Consider the following 17,242-nt stretch of genomic DNA (forward strand, 5'->3'; position numbering starts at 1 on the left):
TACGCAGTTTTAGGACGGCAACTGATACACTTTCGACACAGCATCTTCCATCTGCCGATACTCCCGGAAGCCCATAGCTTCATAATAGGCTAAGCCTTCAGCGTTTTTTGCACCAATCGTTGCGTCAATGAAGGTCAGGTCAAAGCCATGTGCAGCATCAAGCGTCTGGGCAAACAAGCCGCGTCCAACGCCGCGCCTGGCAGCCGAGGGCCGAATATGAGTGCCTATTATGCCCCAACCAACGGCTACGTCATAAGGGTTGTCCGCGACAGCATGCCTGAGAGACTGAAACCCAAGTATGTGCCCGCTCTGATCACCTGCCAGAGTACATCTAATGCTGTCAGGATGACTGATATAGTGACCCAAGACAAACTCAGCGCTGCAGGGTTTTCTTCTCTTTCCCGCATCGAAAAGATCTTGCAAGACGCTCGCGATCCCCTCGGCGTCACTTTCTTGCGCAGTTCTAAAAATCACGATGCTCAAACACCCGGTCCTGTCTGGTTGTTTATCCGCCCAAAACGGCCTCAAGACCCATGCAAATGGCGCTGCTCCAGCTCTCTTGCGAAATCACCCAGACGCATTTGAAACTGCCTGCGAAACCGGGATTGTCCCAGCTTCATTGACTGCAGCAACAAACGCGCCGGCAGAGACTTGGCAGCCAGAGACATCTCTACGCTCAGGCGAGTTCTGCGCTGCGACAGCGCCAGAAAATCGACCGTCGTAATCCCGGTCATTCCTTTGCTGGTTGCCTCAAACCTCATTTGTGACGGGCGGTCACAATCTGTCATCAGCACCGACATCTGACGCGGCTTTCCGCGCAGCTTGAACTCGGTTTCCCATGTTGTTCCTGCCGTAACTACAGAACTATCTGCGCTGCGCCGCACATCGATCCCACGCCGCATCGCCATACGCTCGAAACGCTCAAAATCGGCGACCATGTCGAACACCGAGTTGATGGGGGCTTCGATATCTTCACGCGCTGAAAACTGCATGTCGGCCTTTTGTTGATCTTAGTTACTGCTCAGTGTTTCCTCAGACCAGCGTATCTGCAAGCCAGTTTTGCAGCAAAAAATGTGCGATTGCACCTTTTCGCGCCGGCAATATCTGCGGATGCTCTCCGGCAAAGGCCTGCATCATCTCAGTCTTACTGACCCACATTGCCTCTTCGATTTCGACCGGGTCGATGACAATGTCGCGCGACAATGCCTCACCCGCACAGCCGAACATTAACGACGCCGGAAATGGCCAAGGCTGACTTGAGAGGTATGAGACAGCGCCGACGGGTACCCCCGCTTCTTCCATCACTTCGCGCCGCACGGCAGCCTCAAGCGTTTCTCCCGGTTCGACAAATCCCGCCAACAGCGAAAACATCTTATCGGGCCATCCAGGGGAACGCCCCATCAAAACAGAATCACCGTGGGTAATCAGCATGATGACGACCGGATCCGTTCGCGGGAAATGTTGGCCGCTACACGAAGGGCAACTGCGCTGCCACCCGGCCTGAGACAGATCGCTGGCAACACCACAACGTGCGCAAAAACGATGGGTTTCGTGCCATCCAATAACAGCCTTGGCAGTCGCAGCAAGTTCGGCATCCCGAGTGGGTAGCCGGGTCATGATTCGGCGCAATTCGGCAAACACATACCCATCCGGCAATTCAGGGTGCTGTTGTTCGGACCTGTCGACAAACGCGCCGAGAGCAGAGAGGTCGTGCCCGTGGGCCGTCCAATCCGAAATATCTGCCGCAAAGAACGGCGCGCCCATTTCGCTAAGCCCCAGAAAGATCGGAGTTTCGACGATGCCGCCGGGCCCGTTATTGATCAAGACATGTGTCATTGGGACAAACCCAAGTTGATCCAGGGCTTCACCGGTTACCAGAACCTTGCCACGCCAGAGCAGCAGGCATTTTGCGTTTGGATCACTTGCAACCGCGGTTAGCTTGTCTGCGTCGCTTCGAAGATGCGCGGCTCGATCCAGGCCAGAGCCGCCGAAAGTCACCTGTTCCGCATTTTTCATTGAGTTTCCTTTGGATCTTGCGCACAGGGCTGCCACGACTAGGCCCTCGTTGCAACGCAATTCACCGGCAACGAATTCGGACAATGCCGCTAAAAAAGCCTCATGGTTGCCTCGAAAATTTCTTCATTATGCTTCTAATTGTATTTGGTTGAGCAGCAGCATCTAAAAGTGGAAAATTGAGATCTAATCAACGACCCTCAAGGCCGATTCAGACCAAGGCACCAAGCGGGCGTATTCGCATTTTAGCGACGACCGACTTGCACATGAACCTAACAAGTTTCGACTATTATTCAGACAAGCCGGATCCAACACTTGGCTTGACGCGAACCGCCAGTCTTATCCGCGCGGCCAGACGACAGGCGGAAGACGACATTGTCCTCTTGTTTGACAACGGAGACTCCCTTCAAGGCACGCCGCTAGGGGAGTGGGCGGCGCTAAATGACGGCACCCATCCAATGATGCAAGCCTTTGAGGCATTGGGATACGACGCAATCGGGCTAGGAAATCACGATTTTGGCTTTGGTCTGAACGCGCTGGACCGAATCCTCGCACAAGCGCCCTCCCCGGTTCTGTGTAGTAACTTGCATCGGCAAGGCAATACCGCGCAACGGTGGCAGGATCATGTGATACTCGACCGCGTCGTGCCGCTGGACGGACAGAATACTGCCATTCGCGTAGGCGTCTTTTCGGTACTGCCACCCCAGACAACACGATGGGAAGCACACCATTTACAAGGCAAAGTGACCTCGGAAGATATCCTGAGTGCGGCGCAAAAAACTGTAACCAAGCTGCAGGGCCTTGGCTGTGATCTGATTGTTGCACTTGCCCATTCAGGTCTCGGGCAAACCCATGCCAGCGCGGGGTTGGAGAACGCCGTGATCCCTTTGGCTGCCATCGACGGGGTTGATGCAATTGTTGCCGGACACACCCATTTGACCCTTCCTGGCTCTACGCACGAAAGCCTTCAGCACGTCGATCATTTGGCCGGGCTGGTCCATGGCAAGCCTGTGATCATGCCAGGCTCTGCCGGATCCCATCTGGGCGTTGTTGACCTGAGTGTAACTCGCAATTCGGACAATAAGTGGCACGTTGAAGATCACTGCGTTGAGTTGCGGTCTATCCACTCCCACAGCTCTGGGATTTTAGCACCTGAAGACCAAGACATAGTCCATCTGATTACACCCGGGCACACCCAAACGCGGGCAGCAGTGGCGAAACCCGTCGCTCGGGTTGCACAAGATATGCATAGTTACTTTAGTTTTTGCGCACCTGACCTAGGGCTTGCTTTGGTCGCCGCCGCACAAGCCGCAGCCCTGCGCCCATTCCTGCGCGGCACCGCGTCGGAAAATCTACCCATGCTTTCGGCAGCATCCCCTTACAAGTGCGGCGCGCGCTCAGGTCCTCAATACTACACTGACGTGCCTGCCGGAGAGATTTGCCTGCGACATATTGCGGATCTACATGTTTTTCCCAATGAACTGCGAGCAATACAGGTCAACGGCGCACAAGTCTTGGACTGGCTTGAGATGTCGGCAGGTATCTTCAACCAAGTTTCACGAGGCACAGAAAACAACCTGATAGATCCCGGGCGGGCCGGGCATAATTTCGATGTTCTCTTTGGCTTATCTTATCAAATCGATCCATCAAAACCGCCTCGATGGGACGCGGATGGGACGCTGATCAATCCGAACTATGGCCGGATCAAGAATGCAACGTTTGAAGGAAACCCGCTCCGACCGGATCAGAAATTCGTTGTGGCCCTCAACAACTACCGGGCCAACGGCGGCGGTCACTTTCCATTCATTGCGAACGCTCAACCGATCAGTTTGCCGCCATTGGATATAAAAAGCGCATTGCGGGACTATTTGTCAAAACACCTGCCAGCGGATCCGATGGAACAAGCACCCTATCCCTTTGCGATTCTGCCTCTATCAGGTGCGTGCGCGATTCTCAGGACGGGCCAGGGCGCGCTCAGGCATCTGGGCGAGTTGGATGTGTATTCGCCCCAGGTGCTAGGCACCGATGCGGACGGTTTCGTGCGTATCCGCCTGACGCTCTGACGGGTTGTCTTTTTCTCAAGCTTTCCCTATATCGACACCTGAGAGGTTGGCGCGGGCGAGCGCCTCGCCAACCTGGTCAGATCCGGAAGGAAGCAGCCACAACGAGCCCCGCTTGGGTCGATGTCCAACCTCTCACTTGACGCTAGACACCAAAGAGCATTGGCCGAAGGAGGGCTTTTATGATTGTAGCAGACACCCTTCGGGCAGCCCGGTTCTAGTACTCGAACCTCAAACCGCCTGAACACATAGCCGACAGGTGCGCGCATGCCATCTGTCCGGGTTACTGTACCTGAACACAGGCAGAACAATGTCCATATTTCTATCGGACCTGGGATGGTCCCACCACTTTGCCGCGCAACACGCGGCCAATTCGTCTTGCTTACCGTTTCGTATCACAGCCGTTCATCGCGATCGTCTGACCGGGTTGGGCACGGATGGCGAAACACCTCTGCTCACCCTTGACCGACCGACAGGCGATTATGCGGTCGGAGACTGGGTGCTGGCGGACGAACACAATCGCATTCGGACCCTGCTGGATCGGCGCAGCGTCCTGAAACGCCGCGCAGCCGGCACCGGCGCCGAAGCGCAACTGATAGCAGCAAATGTCGACGCGCTGTTTATTGTCAGTTCGTGCAATGCTGATTTCAACTTACCCCGGTTGGAACGATACCTGGCACTGGCCAATCAAGCTGGATGCTATCCGGTAATTGTGCTGACCAAGGCCGATGTATGCGATGATCCGAACACATACGTTGCTCAAGCTCAGACTTTGGCACCTGTAGTGACGGTTGTTGCAATCAACGCGCTGGATCAGACAGAAATCCAGCAGGTCCTGTCCTGGTGCCCGTCCGGCCAGACCGCAGCGCTGGTTGGATCTTCGGGGGTCGGCAAGACGACACTGGCCAATGGGATGACGGGTCAGGACGAGGCAACCGCAGGCATTCGCGAAGATGATGCGCATGGTCGACATACGACGACCTCCCGCGCGCTGCATCGCATGCGAAACGGTGGCTGGCTGATTGACACGCCCGGAATGCGTGCCTTGCGTTTGCTAGACGCGCAAGACGGCGTGGATGAGGTGTTCTCAGACGTTTTAGAGTTGGCGACCAGGTGCCGCTTCTCGGATTGTCAGCATATTGCGGAACCAGATTGCGCAGTTCAAGGTGCCATTGAAGACGGCGTGCTGGACGCTTCGCGTCTGGAACGATGGAGAAAACTGCGACGTGAGGATCAGCGAAACTCGGAAACCGTGGCCCAGTCCCGCGCGCGCGACAAGGCGTTTGGCAAAATGGTCCGTTCGGTGATGAAAGACAAAAACTCTCGCAACGGCCGATGATATATGGGCGCCGAGTTTTCGGCGCCCATCCCTCACGCTATCAACCTAGGCCAGACAGCCGCATTCCGGCGGGCAAACGCCCCGATATGACCGACTTCGGTTAGACCAAACTCAGACGCAGACAAAAGATGCTGTTTGGCGTCAGGGCCGTAAAGATCCGCCAGCCGCCACACTGCGTCCGGAGGGACCATCTCGTCATCTTCGAAGGCAAACAGGTCTGCGGGAGTTCCTGTTTCTGACCATTTGACCGCCGGTAAATCGAGGCCTATTTCAGGAACGTAATTCAATGGCGCCGTGCACCATTTGCGCCATTGCCAGTAAACCGAAGCTGGCAGGTCCGTGCCGAACCCGATGGCCTTTCCTGGCAGGTACCCCAAAAGACGCGCAAGCAAGGGTGCGTGCCCATACCAGAACAACCACGCCAGCGCACGATACGGCCAAGGGTGATCTTTCAGTGTGACCAGCCCCGAACATACCCCAATCATTCGGTCGATCTGACCAATGTCGGGTTGAACCGGACCCAGCATCGCGCCCACCGAGTGACCGATGGTCCATTGCTTCGCTTTCGGAAAGCGCCGGCGCATCTCGGCCCTGGCCGCGGGCATATCAATCAGCGCCCAGTCTGCCATAGTGACTGTGGATTTGTTGAGATCTCCGGATAGAGAGTGCCCAAAGTCCCGGTAGTCATATGTCAGGCAGGCCATGCCCTGTTCTTCCGCCAGCCACTGCGCAAAATATCGGTAGTAATCTCGTGGAACTCCGGTTGCGCTGTTTAGAACAATAACGATTTCTGGCTCGGAAGCTGGCCGATATAGCCGTGCCGAAAGCATCGCCGGCCCGGACGGGAACCGAAAGTCTTCGGTCAATACCCTCTGCTGTGTGTCCAACATAGCGACCTCGGAAAAACTGAACCAATCGGTTCACCATCCTCAAATGGCACCAATTCCTGTATCCGAGTCAACACCGGTTCAGGTTGACCACACGTCCGCTTGGGATTGAGTAGGAGCGCAAGACATAAAGTCCAGCTTGACTCAGGGCGCAATCAGACGCTAGCGATTGTGTGATGGTTCCTGCCCCCTACTAGGGGTCGGGATGAAAAGGGAACACGGTGCGGTTCTGACCGGATACTCCGGGACGATCCAAATCCGCGACTGCCCCCGCAACTGTAAGCGGAAAGCAATGCCGAAATACCACTGGCCCAATGGCCGGGAAGGTCGGTAAAGCGATGACCCGCAAGTCAGGAGACCTGCCATCGGAACTGTAACCGAAACTCGGGCGGGGTGTCCGGGCAGGTCCTGACAGCACACCGCCGTCCTGCCTGATCCAAGCCCCTGTCCGCTGCGCGGAGGGCGCAAGATGATCTGGAAGACAAGAACACACGAATACACAGCAACCGTTTGTCAACGGACAGGCAAGACATGCCCTGCACTGGCCCGAATGGCGCGCGCGATGGCACAGGCTATGGCAGAAGCTCATCCAGTCGCCACTTCGGAGTTCGAAATCGAAGGCAGCAGCGAGTTGACCCATTGTCCCGAGGGCTGCACCGCGCGGTTTCGGGCCCAGCCCGATCAGATGCGTGTATTTTGCGGCACCGATGCCACGGCAAACACCAAACAGCTGGACGATTATGCCGACATGATCTTTGGCACCGATATCCAGACCATGCCATCCGGGATCATCGCAACGCCGCCTTGCGCAATGCTCGAGGTTTTGGCTCTTAAACCTCGCCAACCCGTGCAGATGGCCGCGGGCATCTTAGCCTGATCTGACGCTCACCTCTTCCAGGGTCGAACCGACGGCCCATGCCATTTGTTCGTCTGTTTCGACGGCACAGGGGCGCAAGGCGCGCAACCGTACCAGCGCCTTGTCGGGCTGTTCGCCACATTCGACCATCAGCCGTAGAACAAGCATTCCCGACCGGCCGCAACCGCCCTTACAGTGCAGCATGACACGACCGCCTCCAGACAAGGCGTGGCGCACGGCAGAGCTAACGGACGGCCATTCATCCAGAACGGTGCGGGGTGGCGCGTTAAAGTCTTCGATTGGCAGATGAACCCATCGGCTGGCCCGACTTTGAATATCGCTTCCAAAGTCCTGCGCGCCGGCCTGAAACATCTCGACTTCGGTTGCCGTAGAAATCACAAGACCCGGCTTCCAGCTTGAGATTGTGTCCAGATCACCTGCGTAGTCCCCGCCGCGACCGGGCATTGATGTGAGGGCAAGCGTGCCTCCTCCAACTTGCAAGGCGTAGATCACCAGCTGAGACATGTAACGCTCCCCCCCCTTTAATTACTGTCGCGAAAAATAGTTCGTGAAATGTACCCCTCTAGCAATACGCGCATCCGGTCCGATTCCAAAATAAAAATCCTCGCACGCTGCAGTGGACGCGGGCGATGGTGACCACTACGCTGTGCCGAAGCCCCGAATCCGCCAGAGTAAACATGACCGACGCACCCAGCCCCGCCTATCAGGTTCTCGCCCGCAAATACCGCCCGGAAACCTTTACTGATCTGGTGGGTCAGGACGCAATGGTGCGTACGCTGAAAAACGCGTTTGAGGCGGATCGGATCGCGCAAGCCTTCATCATGACCGGCATCCGTGGCACCGGGAAAACCACCACCGCGCGGATCATCGCTAAAGGCATGAACTGCATCGGTTCTGACGGCGAAGGCAAACCAACAACCGAACCTTGCGGGCAATGCGAACATTGTGTGGCCATCATAGAAGGCCGTCATGTCGACGTTATGGAGATGGACGCCGCCAGCCGCACGGGTGTGAACGATATTCGCGAGATCATCGACAGCGTCCGCTACCGCGCCGCCAGCGCTCGCTACAAGATTTACATCATTGACGAAGTTCACATGCTGTCGACCAGCGCTTTCAACGCGCTGCTCAAGACGTTGGAAGAGCCGCCTGAACATGTGAAGTTCATCTTCGCCACCACCGAGATTCGCAAGGTTCCGGTTACGGTTCTGTCGCGCTGTCAGCGATTTGACCTGCGTCGGATTGAACCCGAAGACATGATAGGCCTGCTGCGCAAGATAGCAGCGGCCGAAAACGCCGAGATTGCAGATGACGCGCTGGCGTTGATCACGCGGGCCGCTGAAGGCTCGGCGCGTGATGCTACCTCGTTGTTGGATCAGGCGATTTCTCATGGCGCGGGCGAGACCACCGCAGATCAGGTGCGCGCCATGCTGGGTCTGGCAGACCGCGGACGTGTACTGGATCTGATGGATATGATCCTGCGCGGTGATGCAGCAGGGGCATTGACAGAATTGAGCGCTCAATATGCCGAAGGGGCTGACCCGCTGGCAGTCCTGCGCGATTTGGCCGAGATCACACACTGGGTTTCGGTTGTGAAAATCACACCCGATGCAGCCGAGGATCCGACAGTATCACCAGACGAGCGTGCCCGTGGTCAACAAATGGCTGAGGCGTTGCAAATGCGCGTTCTGACACGGATGTGGCAAATGCTGCTGAAAGCGCTGGAAGAAGTCTCAGCAGCCCCGAACGCCATGATGGCGGCAGAAATGGCTGTCATTCGTCTTACCCATGTGGCCGATCTGCCAAGCCCCGAAGAGCTGATCAAGAGGCTGCAAGACTCGCCACCTCCGACTGTTGGTGGACCGGGCGGAGGTGTCCCAGTGTCTGGAAAAAGCACTGCTCCCGTTCAGGCGAGTGCCGCAATTTCGACGTCTGCCATCCCGGCCTCACACGGGTCGGGCGGTGCGCCTGTTGCCGCGCTTGCGCAGGATGTGCAAGCAGCACTCGCGCGCTATCCAACATTCGAGCACGTTGTCGAAATGATCCGCTCAAATCGGGATGTAAAGTTGCTGGTCGAGGTTGAAAACGGGGTGCGCCTTGTCTCGTACCAGCCGGGTCGCATCGAGTTTACGCCGGCTGCACCCGCCCCAACAGACTTGGCCCCTCGTTTGGGATCCGCGCTGCAACGTTGGACAGGCAATCGGTGGGCCGTTTCGATTGTGTCGCATGGTGATGCGCCCACTATTGGTGAAGTGCGCGATGCTTCCGAATTGGCCTTGAAAGCAACTGCATCTGAACATCCTTTGGTTCAAGCCGTTCTGACGCAGTTTCCCAAAGCCCGGATCACTAGAATTGAAACGCCGGAACAACGGGCAGCAAAGGTCGAGACAGAAGCCCTGCCCGAAGTTGAGGACGAATGGGATCCGTTCGAGGAAGACTGACGTCCAAACTGTCCAAACTGGATGAAACGAAACCGGGGCTCAACGGTAAGAAGGGCCTTGCCAAATACCTTGACGACGGGCGGGAAGCCCCTCGCCCCTTGTGCCGCACGGATGCCGTCCGTATTTAAGGCTCAAACCGATTTGCAGGAGAACAGCGATGCTCAAAGGACTCGGCGGTCTGGGCGATATGGCCAAGATGATGAAATCCGCACAGGATTTGCAGACCAAAATGACGGATATGCAGGAAGAGCTAAACAACATCATGGTTGTCGGCGAATCCGGCGCAGGGTTGGTCAGGGCCACTGCCTCGGCAAAAGGCGAGTTGAAAGGTCTGGACATCGACCCGTCGATCTTTAACGGGGACGACAAGGAAGTGGTCGAAGACCTGATCCTGGCCGCGATCAAAGACGCACAGGCCAAGGCCGCTGAACGCTCGCAAGATGAGATGGGCAGGCTAACAGAAAGCATGGGCTTGCCGAAAGACATCAAGCTGCCGTTCTGATACACCCGCCTGACGGGTTATCGGCCGGGCTCAACGCCCGGCCCATTTACAGGAGCGCGCCGGTGAGTTCGAACAGCGACATCGACAACCTGATCGACCTGATGGCCAAGCTGCCCGGTCTCGGGCCCCGCTCGGCCCGCCGTGCGGTGCTGCACCTGATCCGCAAGCGTGCTTTGCTTTTGACACCTCTGGCCGACGCCATGCAGCAGGTGGCGGCCACTGCCCGTGAATGCCTGAACTGCGGAAATGTAGGCACCACCGACATCTGTGACATCTGCGATAGCGAGGTCCGCGCGACCGGAGAGCTCTGCGTGGTCGAGGATGTGGCCGACCTTTGGGCCATGGAGCGCGCTGCAGTCTTCAAAGGCCGCTATCACGTTCTGGGCGGGACCCTATCAGCCCTGGACGGGGTTGGCCCAGACGAGTTACGCATTCCCCGCCTTAAAGACCGGGTGACAGCCGAAGGGATTACCGAAGTTATTCTGGCGTTGAACGCCACCGTAGATGGCCAAACCACCGCCCATTACATCGCAGATCAGTTGGAGGGTCAGGTGCGCCTGACGTCATTGGCGCAAGGCGTGCCGATCGGCGGCGAACTGGATTATCTGGATGACGGTACGATTTCCGCAGCACTCAGGGCACGAAAAGAACTGTGACGGCTGAGGCTTGCCAATTGGAAAATCACCAACGAAGCTTACGCCCGAACCCAAGCACGTAGATGTCCAAACTTACTGAGACAGGGCGCACGCTGCCTGTTCCATTGGAGAAAAGATGCCAAAGATCTTTGCATGGCTACTTGTTGCAACATTTGCCTTAACACTTGCTGGATGCACCGCAAAGCCAACTGCCCAGCAATCTGATATCGATGGGCTGGCGTCGGAAATTCGCGGACTTGGACCAGATGTTGATCCGGAAGAGGCCACGCGAGCGGCCCAAATCGCGCACAGCTATTCACTTCAACTCGCACAGGAATATCGGGTCACAGATCCACCAATCATTCACAATGCCAAGGTCATTCATGGATTTCGAGAACGTGGTCTTTGCAATGACTGGGCCGAGGATCTTCAAAAACGCCTGAACCAGGAAAACTTCCGCACGCTGACCATGCATTGGGCCACCTCTCCGCCAACAGACTTCAGGATCATCCATCATTCGGCCGTGATCAGCAAACGAGGCGATACAGTGCATGATGGTATATTGCTGGACCCCTGGCGATACGGTGGCGTATTGTTCTGGTCAAAGCTCGATGCCGATAAACGATACGACTGGCGGCCCCGGATGGAAGTCCGCGAAGAGTTGATCAATGCCCGGCAGATACGAAAAGCATTCAACGAAAACTAACCCGCCTCAAGAAAGCCCCTGCCCATTTCGGAATGGCATCCTCATTCAGATTTCAAAATGTCGTTGGGGTAGAAGAGGATAACGGTTAGGAAGAGGTGACTTTAACGTACATTTGTCCGGAGCAAATTATATGAGACGTGTTCTCGCCCTGATTTTCGCCACTTTCACTGCCACCGCCGCCTGGTCGCAGGAATTGATCGACAAAGGTTTTGTCGAGGGGTGGAACATCATGATGGACCCGAACCTCGGCAATGGCTGCCTGATCCAGACGGTCTATCAGGATCTTTCGGTGGTTCGCCTAGGCTATGACGCGCTGGACAATCGCGGGTATTTCACAGTCTACAATAAGGCTTGGGGTGATATCGAGCCGGGACAGAGTTATCCGATCCGGTTCGAGCTGGATGGGAAAAGCTATGACGCTACTGCCATCGGGTTCAAACAGGATCGCGTGCCCGGCGCGACGGTGTTTTTCACCGACCGCGACTTCGTCAATGCAATCGCCCAGAACAAGTCCATGACCGTTTACAACCCTGCGGGTGAGGTTGTCATGGCGATCGACCTGAAAGGCACCGCCAAGGCGTTGGATTACGCCCGGGACTGCCAGAACAAGACGCTCTAGCGAATCGGATCGAACAGCGCATCTTCGGCCGTGCAGTCGCGGATCACGTCGCGGCCGCAGGGCACGGGATTCAAATCGCGGGACAGGCACAGGCGAACTTCTTCGATGTAACCCTGTTTGCAGGTGATGGTGATCATATCGGGCGCCAAGGATGGGTTAGCCTTCAGAAATGCATCCTCGACTACCGACGCGGGCAGTTTGACCGACGTGTCCAGCTTGCGGAATACCTGCGGGCGCTGAACGCTTTCATACGCCGCACGAGACAACGCGAAATAGTCCGTTGCGCTGAGACCCGAACAGGAACCGTGTTTCTTCCACTGATGCCAGGCAAGACCGGAACTGCCCTGAATGTCTTGCATTTCCCCCGTCATGCGACGGGTGGGTGGCGCCTCTGAGGTGCTGCAATACGACGGCCAGCCCTGATGAAACTGCGGCCAAAGCCCGTGCAGCACCCAACCATGGTCATGGCGCGCGTCGCATTGATCCGACTCGCGCGCATCGCCTTCGCGCGCGCACCAGTTTGGCGACCAGCTAAGCGACAGGACATAGTAGTCGAACTCACCGGCCTTCTCTCCATCGGCCAGCGCTGATATCGCGCCGAACGCCCACAGTACCAGCCCCGCAATCACCTGGCGCATTCGCCTCTTCCCTTCTTTGGCTGGCGTGACTATATACAGCCCAAGTTCCCCGACAACGGAAACCTGCCTCAACATAACGAGGCCGCCGAATTCCGGCGACGGGACAGATGTATTTAAAGGAGACGGTCTGATGGCAAAACCTCTGATGGCCAAGGCAACCGCCGTTTGGCTGGTGGACAACACCACGATCAGCTTCAAGCAGATCGGTGATTTCGTGGGTATGCACGAGTTGGAAGTACAGGGCATCGCGGATGGTGATGTGGCTGCCGGTGTCAAAGGGTTTGACCCAATCACCAACAATCAGCTGACCCAGGACGAGATCGACGCCGCACAGGGCAATCCGCTGCACAAGCTGAAGCTCAAGTTCAATCCTTCTGCTGCTGGTGAGGAAAAACGCCGGGGTCCCCGTTACACGCCGCTGTCCAAACGTCAGGACCGCCCAAACTCGATCCTGTGGTTGGTCAAGTTCCACCCTGAACTCAGTGACGGTCAGATCGCCAAGCTGGTCGGCACCACAAAGCCAACCATCCAGTCCATCCGCGAACGGACACATTGGAACATTTCCAATATGCAGCCGATTGATCCGGTTGCTCTGGGTCTGTGCAAACAGTCGGAACTGGACATGATCGTGCAAAAGGCTGCCGCCAAGAAGGCCGCCGAAGGTGGCGTCATGAGCGATGATGAGCGTCGCAAACTGGTGTCGACTGAACAATCGCTTGAGATGGATGCCGCGCCGAAAATTCCGACGGCTATTGAAGGGCTGGAAACCTTTTCTCTTTCAGATGATCCAGAAGATGAAAAAGACGACGAGCCTATCGTGGACGCTGACAGCTTCTTCAACCTGCCCAAAGGCGGCGGCGACGACGACGAAGACGAACCCCGTCCTTGATTCCTAAATATACCGGCCCGAACGGGCCGGTTCCTGTTTGTTCGGAAACCCCATGCTGACCGTTCTGTCTGCACTTCTTGGACCGCACCGTGCCGTTTCAACCTATGCCTTTCTGAAGACCTGGGGGCTGGGAATAGCGGGTGGTGCGTTAATGATCGCAATCGTTACCACATTGGTTTTGTTGGGTGACGACGGGAAGCACGAGCACCATTCTTTCATGACCGTCCCGGTATTGTCGGCAACACCAATCAACGGGGACCTCAAAAACGGGGTCGTCGCCTCGGTTCGGTTGCCAGATGGCAGTGCCGCTTCGATCACGTCGACCGAAGCCCCTATATCGCAAACGGTTGGAACCAGCGCGTGCATCGAAAAACGCGTCTATGTGGAGAGTGGCGAACCCAGATACAGGTTCAAACTGCCACGGTTTTGCGAGGCGGGTTGAACCTGCCAGAAGATGCAAAAAGCCGTCCGACAATATACCGGGCGGCTTTTTCTTTCAGATCATCTGGAACAGGATCCCGGTGACAATCGCGCCGCCAACACCAAGCCCAAGATACGTCGCAAAGACGCGCGGTTTTACCAGCGACCAAACTGCCGCCATTGCCGGGATCGAGCTGACTGCACCAGCAACCATAAATGACATGGCCGCACCTGCACTCATGCCCTGCTCCATCAGGCCCGCCAGCAATGGCGGTGCGACATAGGAGTTCAGATAGGCAGGCATCCCGACCAGCGCCGCGATAACAATCGGCAGCACCCCTTCCCCGCCGACAACACCAGCGATCAGGTCGGCTGGAACATAGCTGACCAAAAGCGCTTCGAGCACGTATGCCAAAGCCAACCATTTCAACAGGAACAGACCATTTTGCAGAAACTCTGCCCGAAACCGAACCCGGCGATCGGGATCCTGCCAAAACTTCCAGACCGGTTTTTCGTCAAGCTTGGGACCGCACCCACAGCATCCTGCTGGTTTGTATTCTCGCAATGGCTGGGCAAATGCGCCCTGCCGCATCAACAGGCGAACGGCGAACCCCCCGAACAAACCCAGCGCAACCGCTGAAACCGCCTTGCCAATGGCGAATGGCCAACCCAAGGCGCCAGCGGTGATCAACAAAGTCGGTGGATCAATCAGCGGTGAGCTTAGCCAAAAGGCCATGACCGCAGACAGCGGAGCCCCCAATGCCAGCAGTCCGGCTATAAAAGGAATAACCTCGCACGAGCAAAACGGAGCCAGTCCACCAAACAACGCCGCCAGAAAAATCATCCGGGTTTCACGGCCTTCAAATGCGCGTGCCACCATGACCTCGGCACCGGTCGCTTTCAGATAGGATAACAACAAGACGGCAAACAGGATGTACTGGCCGGTATGGGCCAAAGCCTTTCCGGCGAAGGTGATGACCTCCACCCAATTGCCCGGATCCAAAATGGCCACGGCAACAAGTAGTGCGACGATCAAGGCCCAGGGTGTTTTGATCAGGTCAAGCGCGCCCTTAGCAACCACTCTTGGGTTTTGCGTCAGTTCAGCCATCGTTTGCCGCCACTCCAACTTCGTCCGCACAGCATTCGCTGAGGATGAACTGCGCCAGATTTCTCAGCTCACCATAACAAGCCCGGTTGATCGTGCTGCGCCCGATCTTCTCTTGCTCGACAAGCCCGCCCGCCGCAAGAAACCGTAGATGATGCGCCAAAGTAGACGGTGCTATTCCTGTCCGGTTTTGGATGTCCCCGACGGTTAGACCCGCCTCGCCGGCGCGAACCAGTGTTTTCAGAACTTTCAGCCGGGCTTCTGATCCCATTGCCGAAAAACCGGCAGCCGCGGTTTCCCACATCTGATTTCTCCATATAACTAACTTTCTAGTTATTTAGTTTATTAGAAAGCCAACGTCAACCGCAGACGAAAGTTTCCGGTATTTCGTAAGTCCAGATTGCCCACTTCTTAAGTCCACCCTATAAGCAGGTATGGGGATTTCGGTCGACACATTCTTTCTTGAACTCAATGGGCACGGGACGCTTCAGGCTCAGATCCAGCAGATGATCGCCGAGGGTATTCTGTCTGGCCGCTTTCACGTCGGAGAGAAGCTGCCCTCGTCGCGCAAACTGGCCGCCCATCTGGGTGTCAGCCGGATCACTGTGACGCTGGCCTATACCGAGCTTTTGGCCAATGACTACCTGACCGCCAAAGGCCGTTCAGGCTATTATGTTTCAGAAAACGCGCCGGTTCCTCCAAAATACACGCCGGTTCAAAAGCAAGCGGAAACAGTTGACTGGGACACGGCACTCGCACGTCGTTTCGTTGACGCGGATGTGTTGCCGAAACCCAGTGACTGGCGAGAGTATAGCTATCCTTTTATCTACGGGCAGGTGGACCGGACGCTGTTTGATCACGCCAACTGGCGGCTCTGTGCGGTGCGTGCGCTGGGGCATAAAGATTTTGAATCGCTTACAGCTGATTACGTGGATCAAGATGACCCACTGCTTGTCGAATTCATCGCCCGTCACACCCTCCCTCGTCGCGGAATCACCGCCCGCCCCGAAGAGATTTTGATTACCTTGGGGGCCCAGAACGCGCTTTGGTTAGCCTCACGTATTTTGCTGACCCACAATCGTACCGCCGTCATCGAAAACCCCTGCTACTACGCCCTGCGGAGCCTTTTGAATCACTGGGACTGCAAAGTGACTCCGCTGGATGTTGACCGGAACGGGTTGCCGCCTGAGGCCCTCCCTCAGGATACGGACGTCATATTCACCACGCCGAGCCATCAAAGCCCCACAACCGCGACCATGCCTGTGAGCCGCCGCAATCAACTGCTCGACCGCGCACGAGACCTGGATGCAATGGTGGTTGAGGACGACTATGAATTTGAAATGGCGTTTCTGGGGGCGCCCTCCCCGGCCTTAAAGTCCATGGACCGCGACGGCCGCGTGATCTATGTGGGCAGCTTTTCAAAATCTCTGTTCCCAGGATTACGCCTTGGCTACATGGTGGGATCTGAGCCATTTATCCGAGAAGCACGGGCCCTACGGTCACTGGTACTACGTCACCCACCCGGCCACATACAGCGGACCGCAGCGTATTTTCTGTCGTTGGGCCACTACGACGCACAAATACGGCGCATGTCAAAAGAGTTGGAGCAGCGGCGCAACATTATGGACAAGGCGATTGACGAACACGGTTTGACGGTGGCAGGGCGCGGCGTGATGGGCGGCTCATCAATGTGGATGGCGGCTCCGGACTCTGTCGATACGGCCCGGCTTGCCCAAAAGCTACAAAATCAAAGTGTTCATATTGAACCGGGTGCCCCGTTCTTTTCAGGCCCAGACCGACCGCAGAACTTCTACCGCCTCGGCTACTCGTCCATCTCATCCCAACAAATCACACCTGGCGTGAAGCTGATCGCGGATACCATTCGCGCGGGTTAGACGATTTTGGACCTAATCCGCCTTTCGTTCTGGCCCTAACGCCCTGACACCCCTTGGGCCTAAACCTAATTCAAAGGCTGGGCTGCCCGTCCGGCTTCACCCATTTATGCGCGGAGACGACTCACATGAAGATGACGACGGAAGAGGCTTTTGTTAAGGTTTTGCAGAAGCACGGGATTGAGCATGCGTTTGGGATCATTGGTTCTGCGATGATGC

The 17,242-nt window shown here is 56.5% G+C and carries 19 protein-coding genes, 1 other RNA gene and 1 riboswitch; of the genes, 12 read left to right on the plus strand and 8 right to left on the minus strand.

Going from position 1 to position 17,242, the window contains the following annotated elements:
- Positions 1 to 9: 9 nt before the first annotated feature.
- The 3 genes from ACR0BU_RS22930 to nudC are packed head-to-tail and all read right to left on the minus strand — an operon-like array spanning position 10 to position 2,016.
- Complete coding sequence (locus ACR0BU_RS22930; protein WP_480739207.1) at positions 10 to 474, minus strand: N-acetyltransferase family protein; 465 nt, start codon at positions 472 to 474, stop codon at positions 10 to 12.
- Between the two features lie 50 nt (positions 475 to 524).
- Positions 525 to 992: an SRPBCC family protein gene (locus tag ACR0BU_RS22935; protein WP_480739178.1), complete on the minus strand. Its 468-nt coding sequence runs from the start codon at positions 990 to 992 to the stop codon at positions 525 to 527.
- 40 nt (positions 993 to 1,032) lie between these two features.
- Positions 1,033 to 2,016 carry an NAD(+) diphosphatase gene (nudC, locus tag ACR0BU_RS22940; protein WP_480739176.1) on the minus strand — a complete coding sequence of 328 codons (984 nt, stop codon included), beginning with the start codon at positions 2,014 to 2,016 and terminating at the stop codon, positions 1,033 to 1,035.
- Between the two features lie 176 nt (positions 2,017 to 2,192).
- Here nudC and ACR0BU_RS22945 point away from each other — a divergent pair, with 176 nt between their 5' ends.
- From ACR0BU_RS22945 to rsgA, 3 genes are all read left to right on the plus strand, one after another.
- The gene (locus ACR0BU_RS22945; protein WP_480739174.1) at positions 2,193 to 4,076 is read left to right on the plus strand and encodes a bifunctional 2',3'-cyclic-nucleotide 2'-phosphodiesterase/3'-nucleotidase; all 1,884 of its coding nucleotides are present in this window, start codon (positions 2,193 to 2,195) and stop codon (positions 4,074 to 4,076) included.
- A gap of 39 nt (positions 4,077 to 4,115) precedes the next feature.
- Positions 4,116 to 4,214, plus strand: an RNA gene (gene ffs / locus ACR0BU_RS22950) — signal recognition particle sRNA small type.
- A 169-nt stretch (positions 4,215 to 4,383) separates the two neighbouring features.
- Positions 4,384 to 5,412 carry a ribosome small subunit-dependent GTPase A gene (gene rsgA / locus ACR0BU_RS22955; protein WP_480739172.1) on the plus strand — a complete coding sequence of 343 codons (1,029 nt, stop codon included), beginning with the start codon at positions 4,384 to 4,386 and terminating at the stop codon, positions 5,410 to 5,412.
- Between the two features lie 32 nt (positions 5,413 to 5,444).
- On the opposite strand, the gene ACR0BU_RS22960 is transcribed toward rsgA, so the two are convergent.
- Positions 5,445 to 6,302: an alpha/beta hydrolase family protein gene (locus ACR0BU_RS22960; protein WP_480739171.1), complete on the minus strand. Its 858-nt coding sequence runs from the start codon at positions 6,300 to 6,302 to the stop codon at positions 5,445 to 5,447.
- Positions 6,303 to 6,460: 158 nt separating this feature from the next.
- Positions 6,461 to 6,680, plus strand: a riboswitch (cobalamin riboswitch).
- 88 nt (positions 6,681 to 6,768) lie between these two features.
- On the opposite strand from ACR0BU_RS22960, the gene ACR0BU_RS22965 reads away from it, so the two are divergent.
- Positions 6,769 to 7,176: a hypothetical protein gene (locus ACR0BU_RS22965; RefSeq protein ID WP_480739169.1), complete on the plus strand. Its 408-nt coding sequence runs from the start codon at positions 6,769 to 6,771 to the stop codon at positions 7,174 to 7,176.
- Here ACR0BU_RS22965 and ACR0BU_RS22970 read toward each other — a convergent pair.
- Entirely contained in the window at positions 7,168 to 7,680 is a 513-nt protein-coding gene (locus ACR0BU_RS22970; RefSeq protein WP_298937779.1) for a protein-tyrosine phosphatase family protein, read from the minus strand. The two genes, ACR0BU_RS22965 and ACR0BU_RS22970, sit on opposite strands and share 9 nt — an antisense overlap.
- 173 nt (positions 7,681 to 7,853) lie before the next feature.
- Between ACR0BU_RS22970 and ACR0BU_RS22975 the strand changes: the two genes are divergently transcribed.
- The 5 genes from ACR0BU_RS22975 (at position 7,854) to ACR0BU_RS22995 (ending at position 12,079) form a co-directional block, all read left to right on the plus strand.
- On the plus strand, positions 7,854 to 9,617 hold the full coding sequence (locus ACR0BU_RS22975; RefSeq protein WP_480739167.1) for a DNA polymerase III subunit gamma/tau: 1,764 nt from the start codon (positions 7,854 to 7,856) through the stop codon (positions 9,615 to 9,617).
- Between the two features lie 157 nt (positions 9,618 to 9,774).
- Entirely contained in the window at positions 9,775 to 10,119 is a 345-nt protein-coding gene (locus tag ACR0BU_RS22980) for a YbaB/EbfC family nucleoid-associated protein (protein ID WP_299084756.1), read from the plus strand.
- 62 nt (positions 10,120 to 10,181) lie between these two features.
- Positions 10,182 to 10,775 (plus strand): recombination mediator RecR, encoded by a 594-nt coding sequence (gene recR, locus ACR0BU_RS22985; protein ID WP_299084758.1) that lies wholly within the window; start codon positions 10,182 to 10,184, stop codon positions 10,773 to 10,775.
- 115 nt (positions 10,776 to 10,890) lie between these two features.
- Positions 10,891 to 11,460, plus strand: coding sequence for a hypothetical protein (locus tag ACR0BU_RS22990; protein WP_480739164.1), 570 nt, complete (start codon positions 10,891 to 10,893; stop codon positions 11,458 to 11,460).
- 130 nt (positions 11,461 to 11,590) lie between these two features.
- Positions 11,591 to 12,079, plus strand: coding sequence for a hypothetical protein (locus ACR0BU_RS22995; protein WP_480739162.1), 489 nt, complete (start codon positions 11,591 to 11,593; stop codon positions 12,077 to 12,079).
- On the opposite strand, the gene ACR0BU_RS23000 is transcribed toward ACR0BU_RS22995, so the two are convergent.
- Positions 12,076 to 12,717, minus strand: a complete 642-nt coding sequence (locus ACR0BU_RS23000; RefSeq protein WP_299084762.1) for a ribonuclease T2 family protein — start codon at positions 12,715 to 12,717, stop codon at positions 12,076 to 12,078. The genes ACR0BU_RS22995 and ACR0BU_RS23000 overlap by 4 nt on opposite strands.
- Before the next feature lie 130 nt (positions 12,718 to 12,847).
- On the opposite strand from ACR0BU_RS23000, the gene ACR0BU_RS23005 reads away from it, so the two are divergent.
- Positions 12,848 to 13,606 (plus strand): DUF1013 domain-containing protein, encoded by a 759-nt coding sequence (locus ACR0BU_RS23005; protein WP_480739160.1) that lies wholly within the window; start codon positions 12,848 to 12,850, stop codon positions 13,604 to 13,606.
- A gap of 52 nt (positions 13,607 to 13,658) precedes the next feature.
- Positions 13,659 to 14,048 carry a hypothetical protein gene (locus tag ACR0BU_RS23010; protein WP_299084764.1) on the plus strand — a complete coding sequence of 130 codons (390 nt, stop codon included), beginning with the start codon at positions 13,659 to 13,661 and terminating at the stop codon, positions 14,046 to 14,048.
- A 54-nt stretch (positions 14,049 to 14,102) separates the two neighbouring features.
- Here the strand turns inward: ACR0BU_RS23010 and ACR0BU_RS23015 are convergent, their stop codons facing one another.
- Positions 14,103 to 15,134 carry a permease gene (locus ACR0BU_RS23015; RefSeq protein ID WP_299084765.1) on the minus strand — a complete coding sequence of 344 codons (1,032 nt, stop codon included), beginning with the start codon at positions 15,132 to 15,134 and terminating at the stop codon, positions 14,103 to 14,105.
- On the minus strand, positions 15,127 to 15,435 hold the full coding sequence (locus ACR0BU_RS23020) for an ArsR/SmtB family transcription factor (RefSeq protein ID WP_480739158.1): 309 nt from the start codon (positions 15,433 to 15,435) through the stop codon (positions 15,127 to 15,129). Before ACR0BU_RS23020 ends, ACR0BU_RS23015 begins: the two co-directional genes overlap by 8 nt.
- 130 nt (positions 15,436 to 15,565) lie before the next feature.
- Here ACR0BU_RS23020 and pdxR point away from each other — a divergent pair, with 130 nt between their 5' ends.
- Positions 15,566 to 17,026 (plus strand): MocR-like pyridoxine biosynthesis transcription factor PdxR, encoded by a 1,461-nt coding sequence (gene pdxR, locus ACR0BU_RS23025; protein ID WP_300072657.1) that lies wholly within the window; start codon positions 15,566 to 15,568, stop codon positions 17,024 to 17,026.
- The last annotated feature ends 216 nt before the right edge of the window (positions 17,027 to 17,242 follow it).

This window comes from Ruegeria sp. CK2, assembly GCF_056536585.1.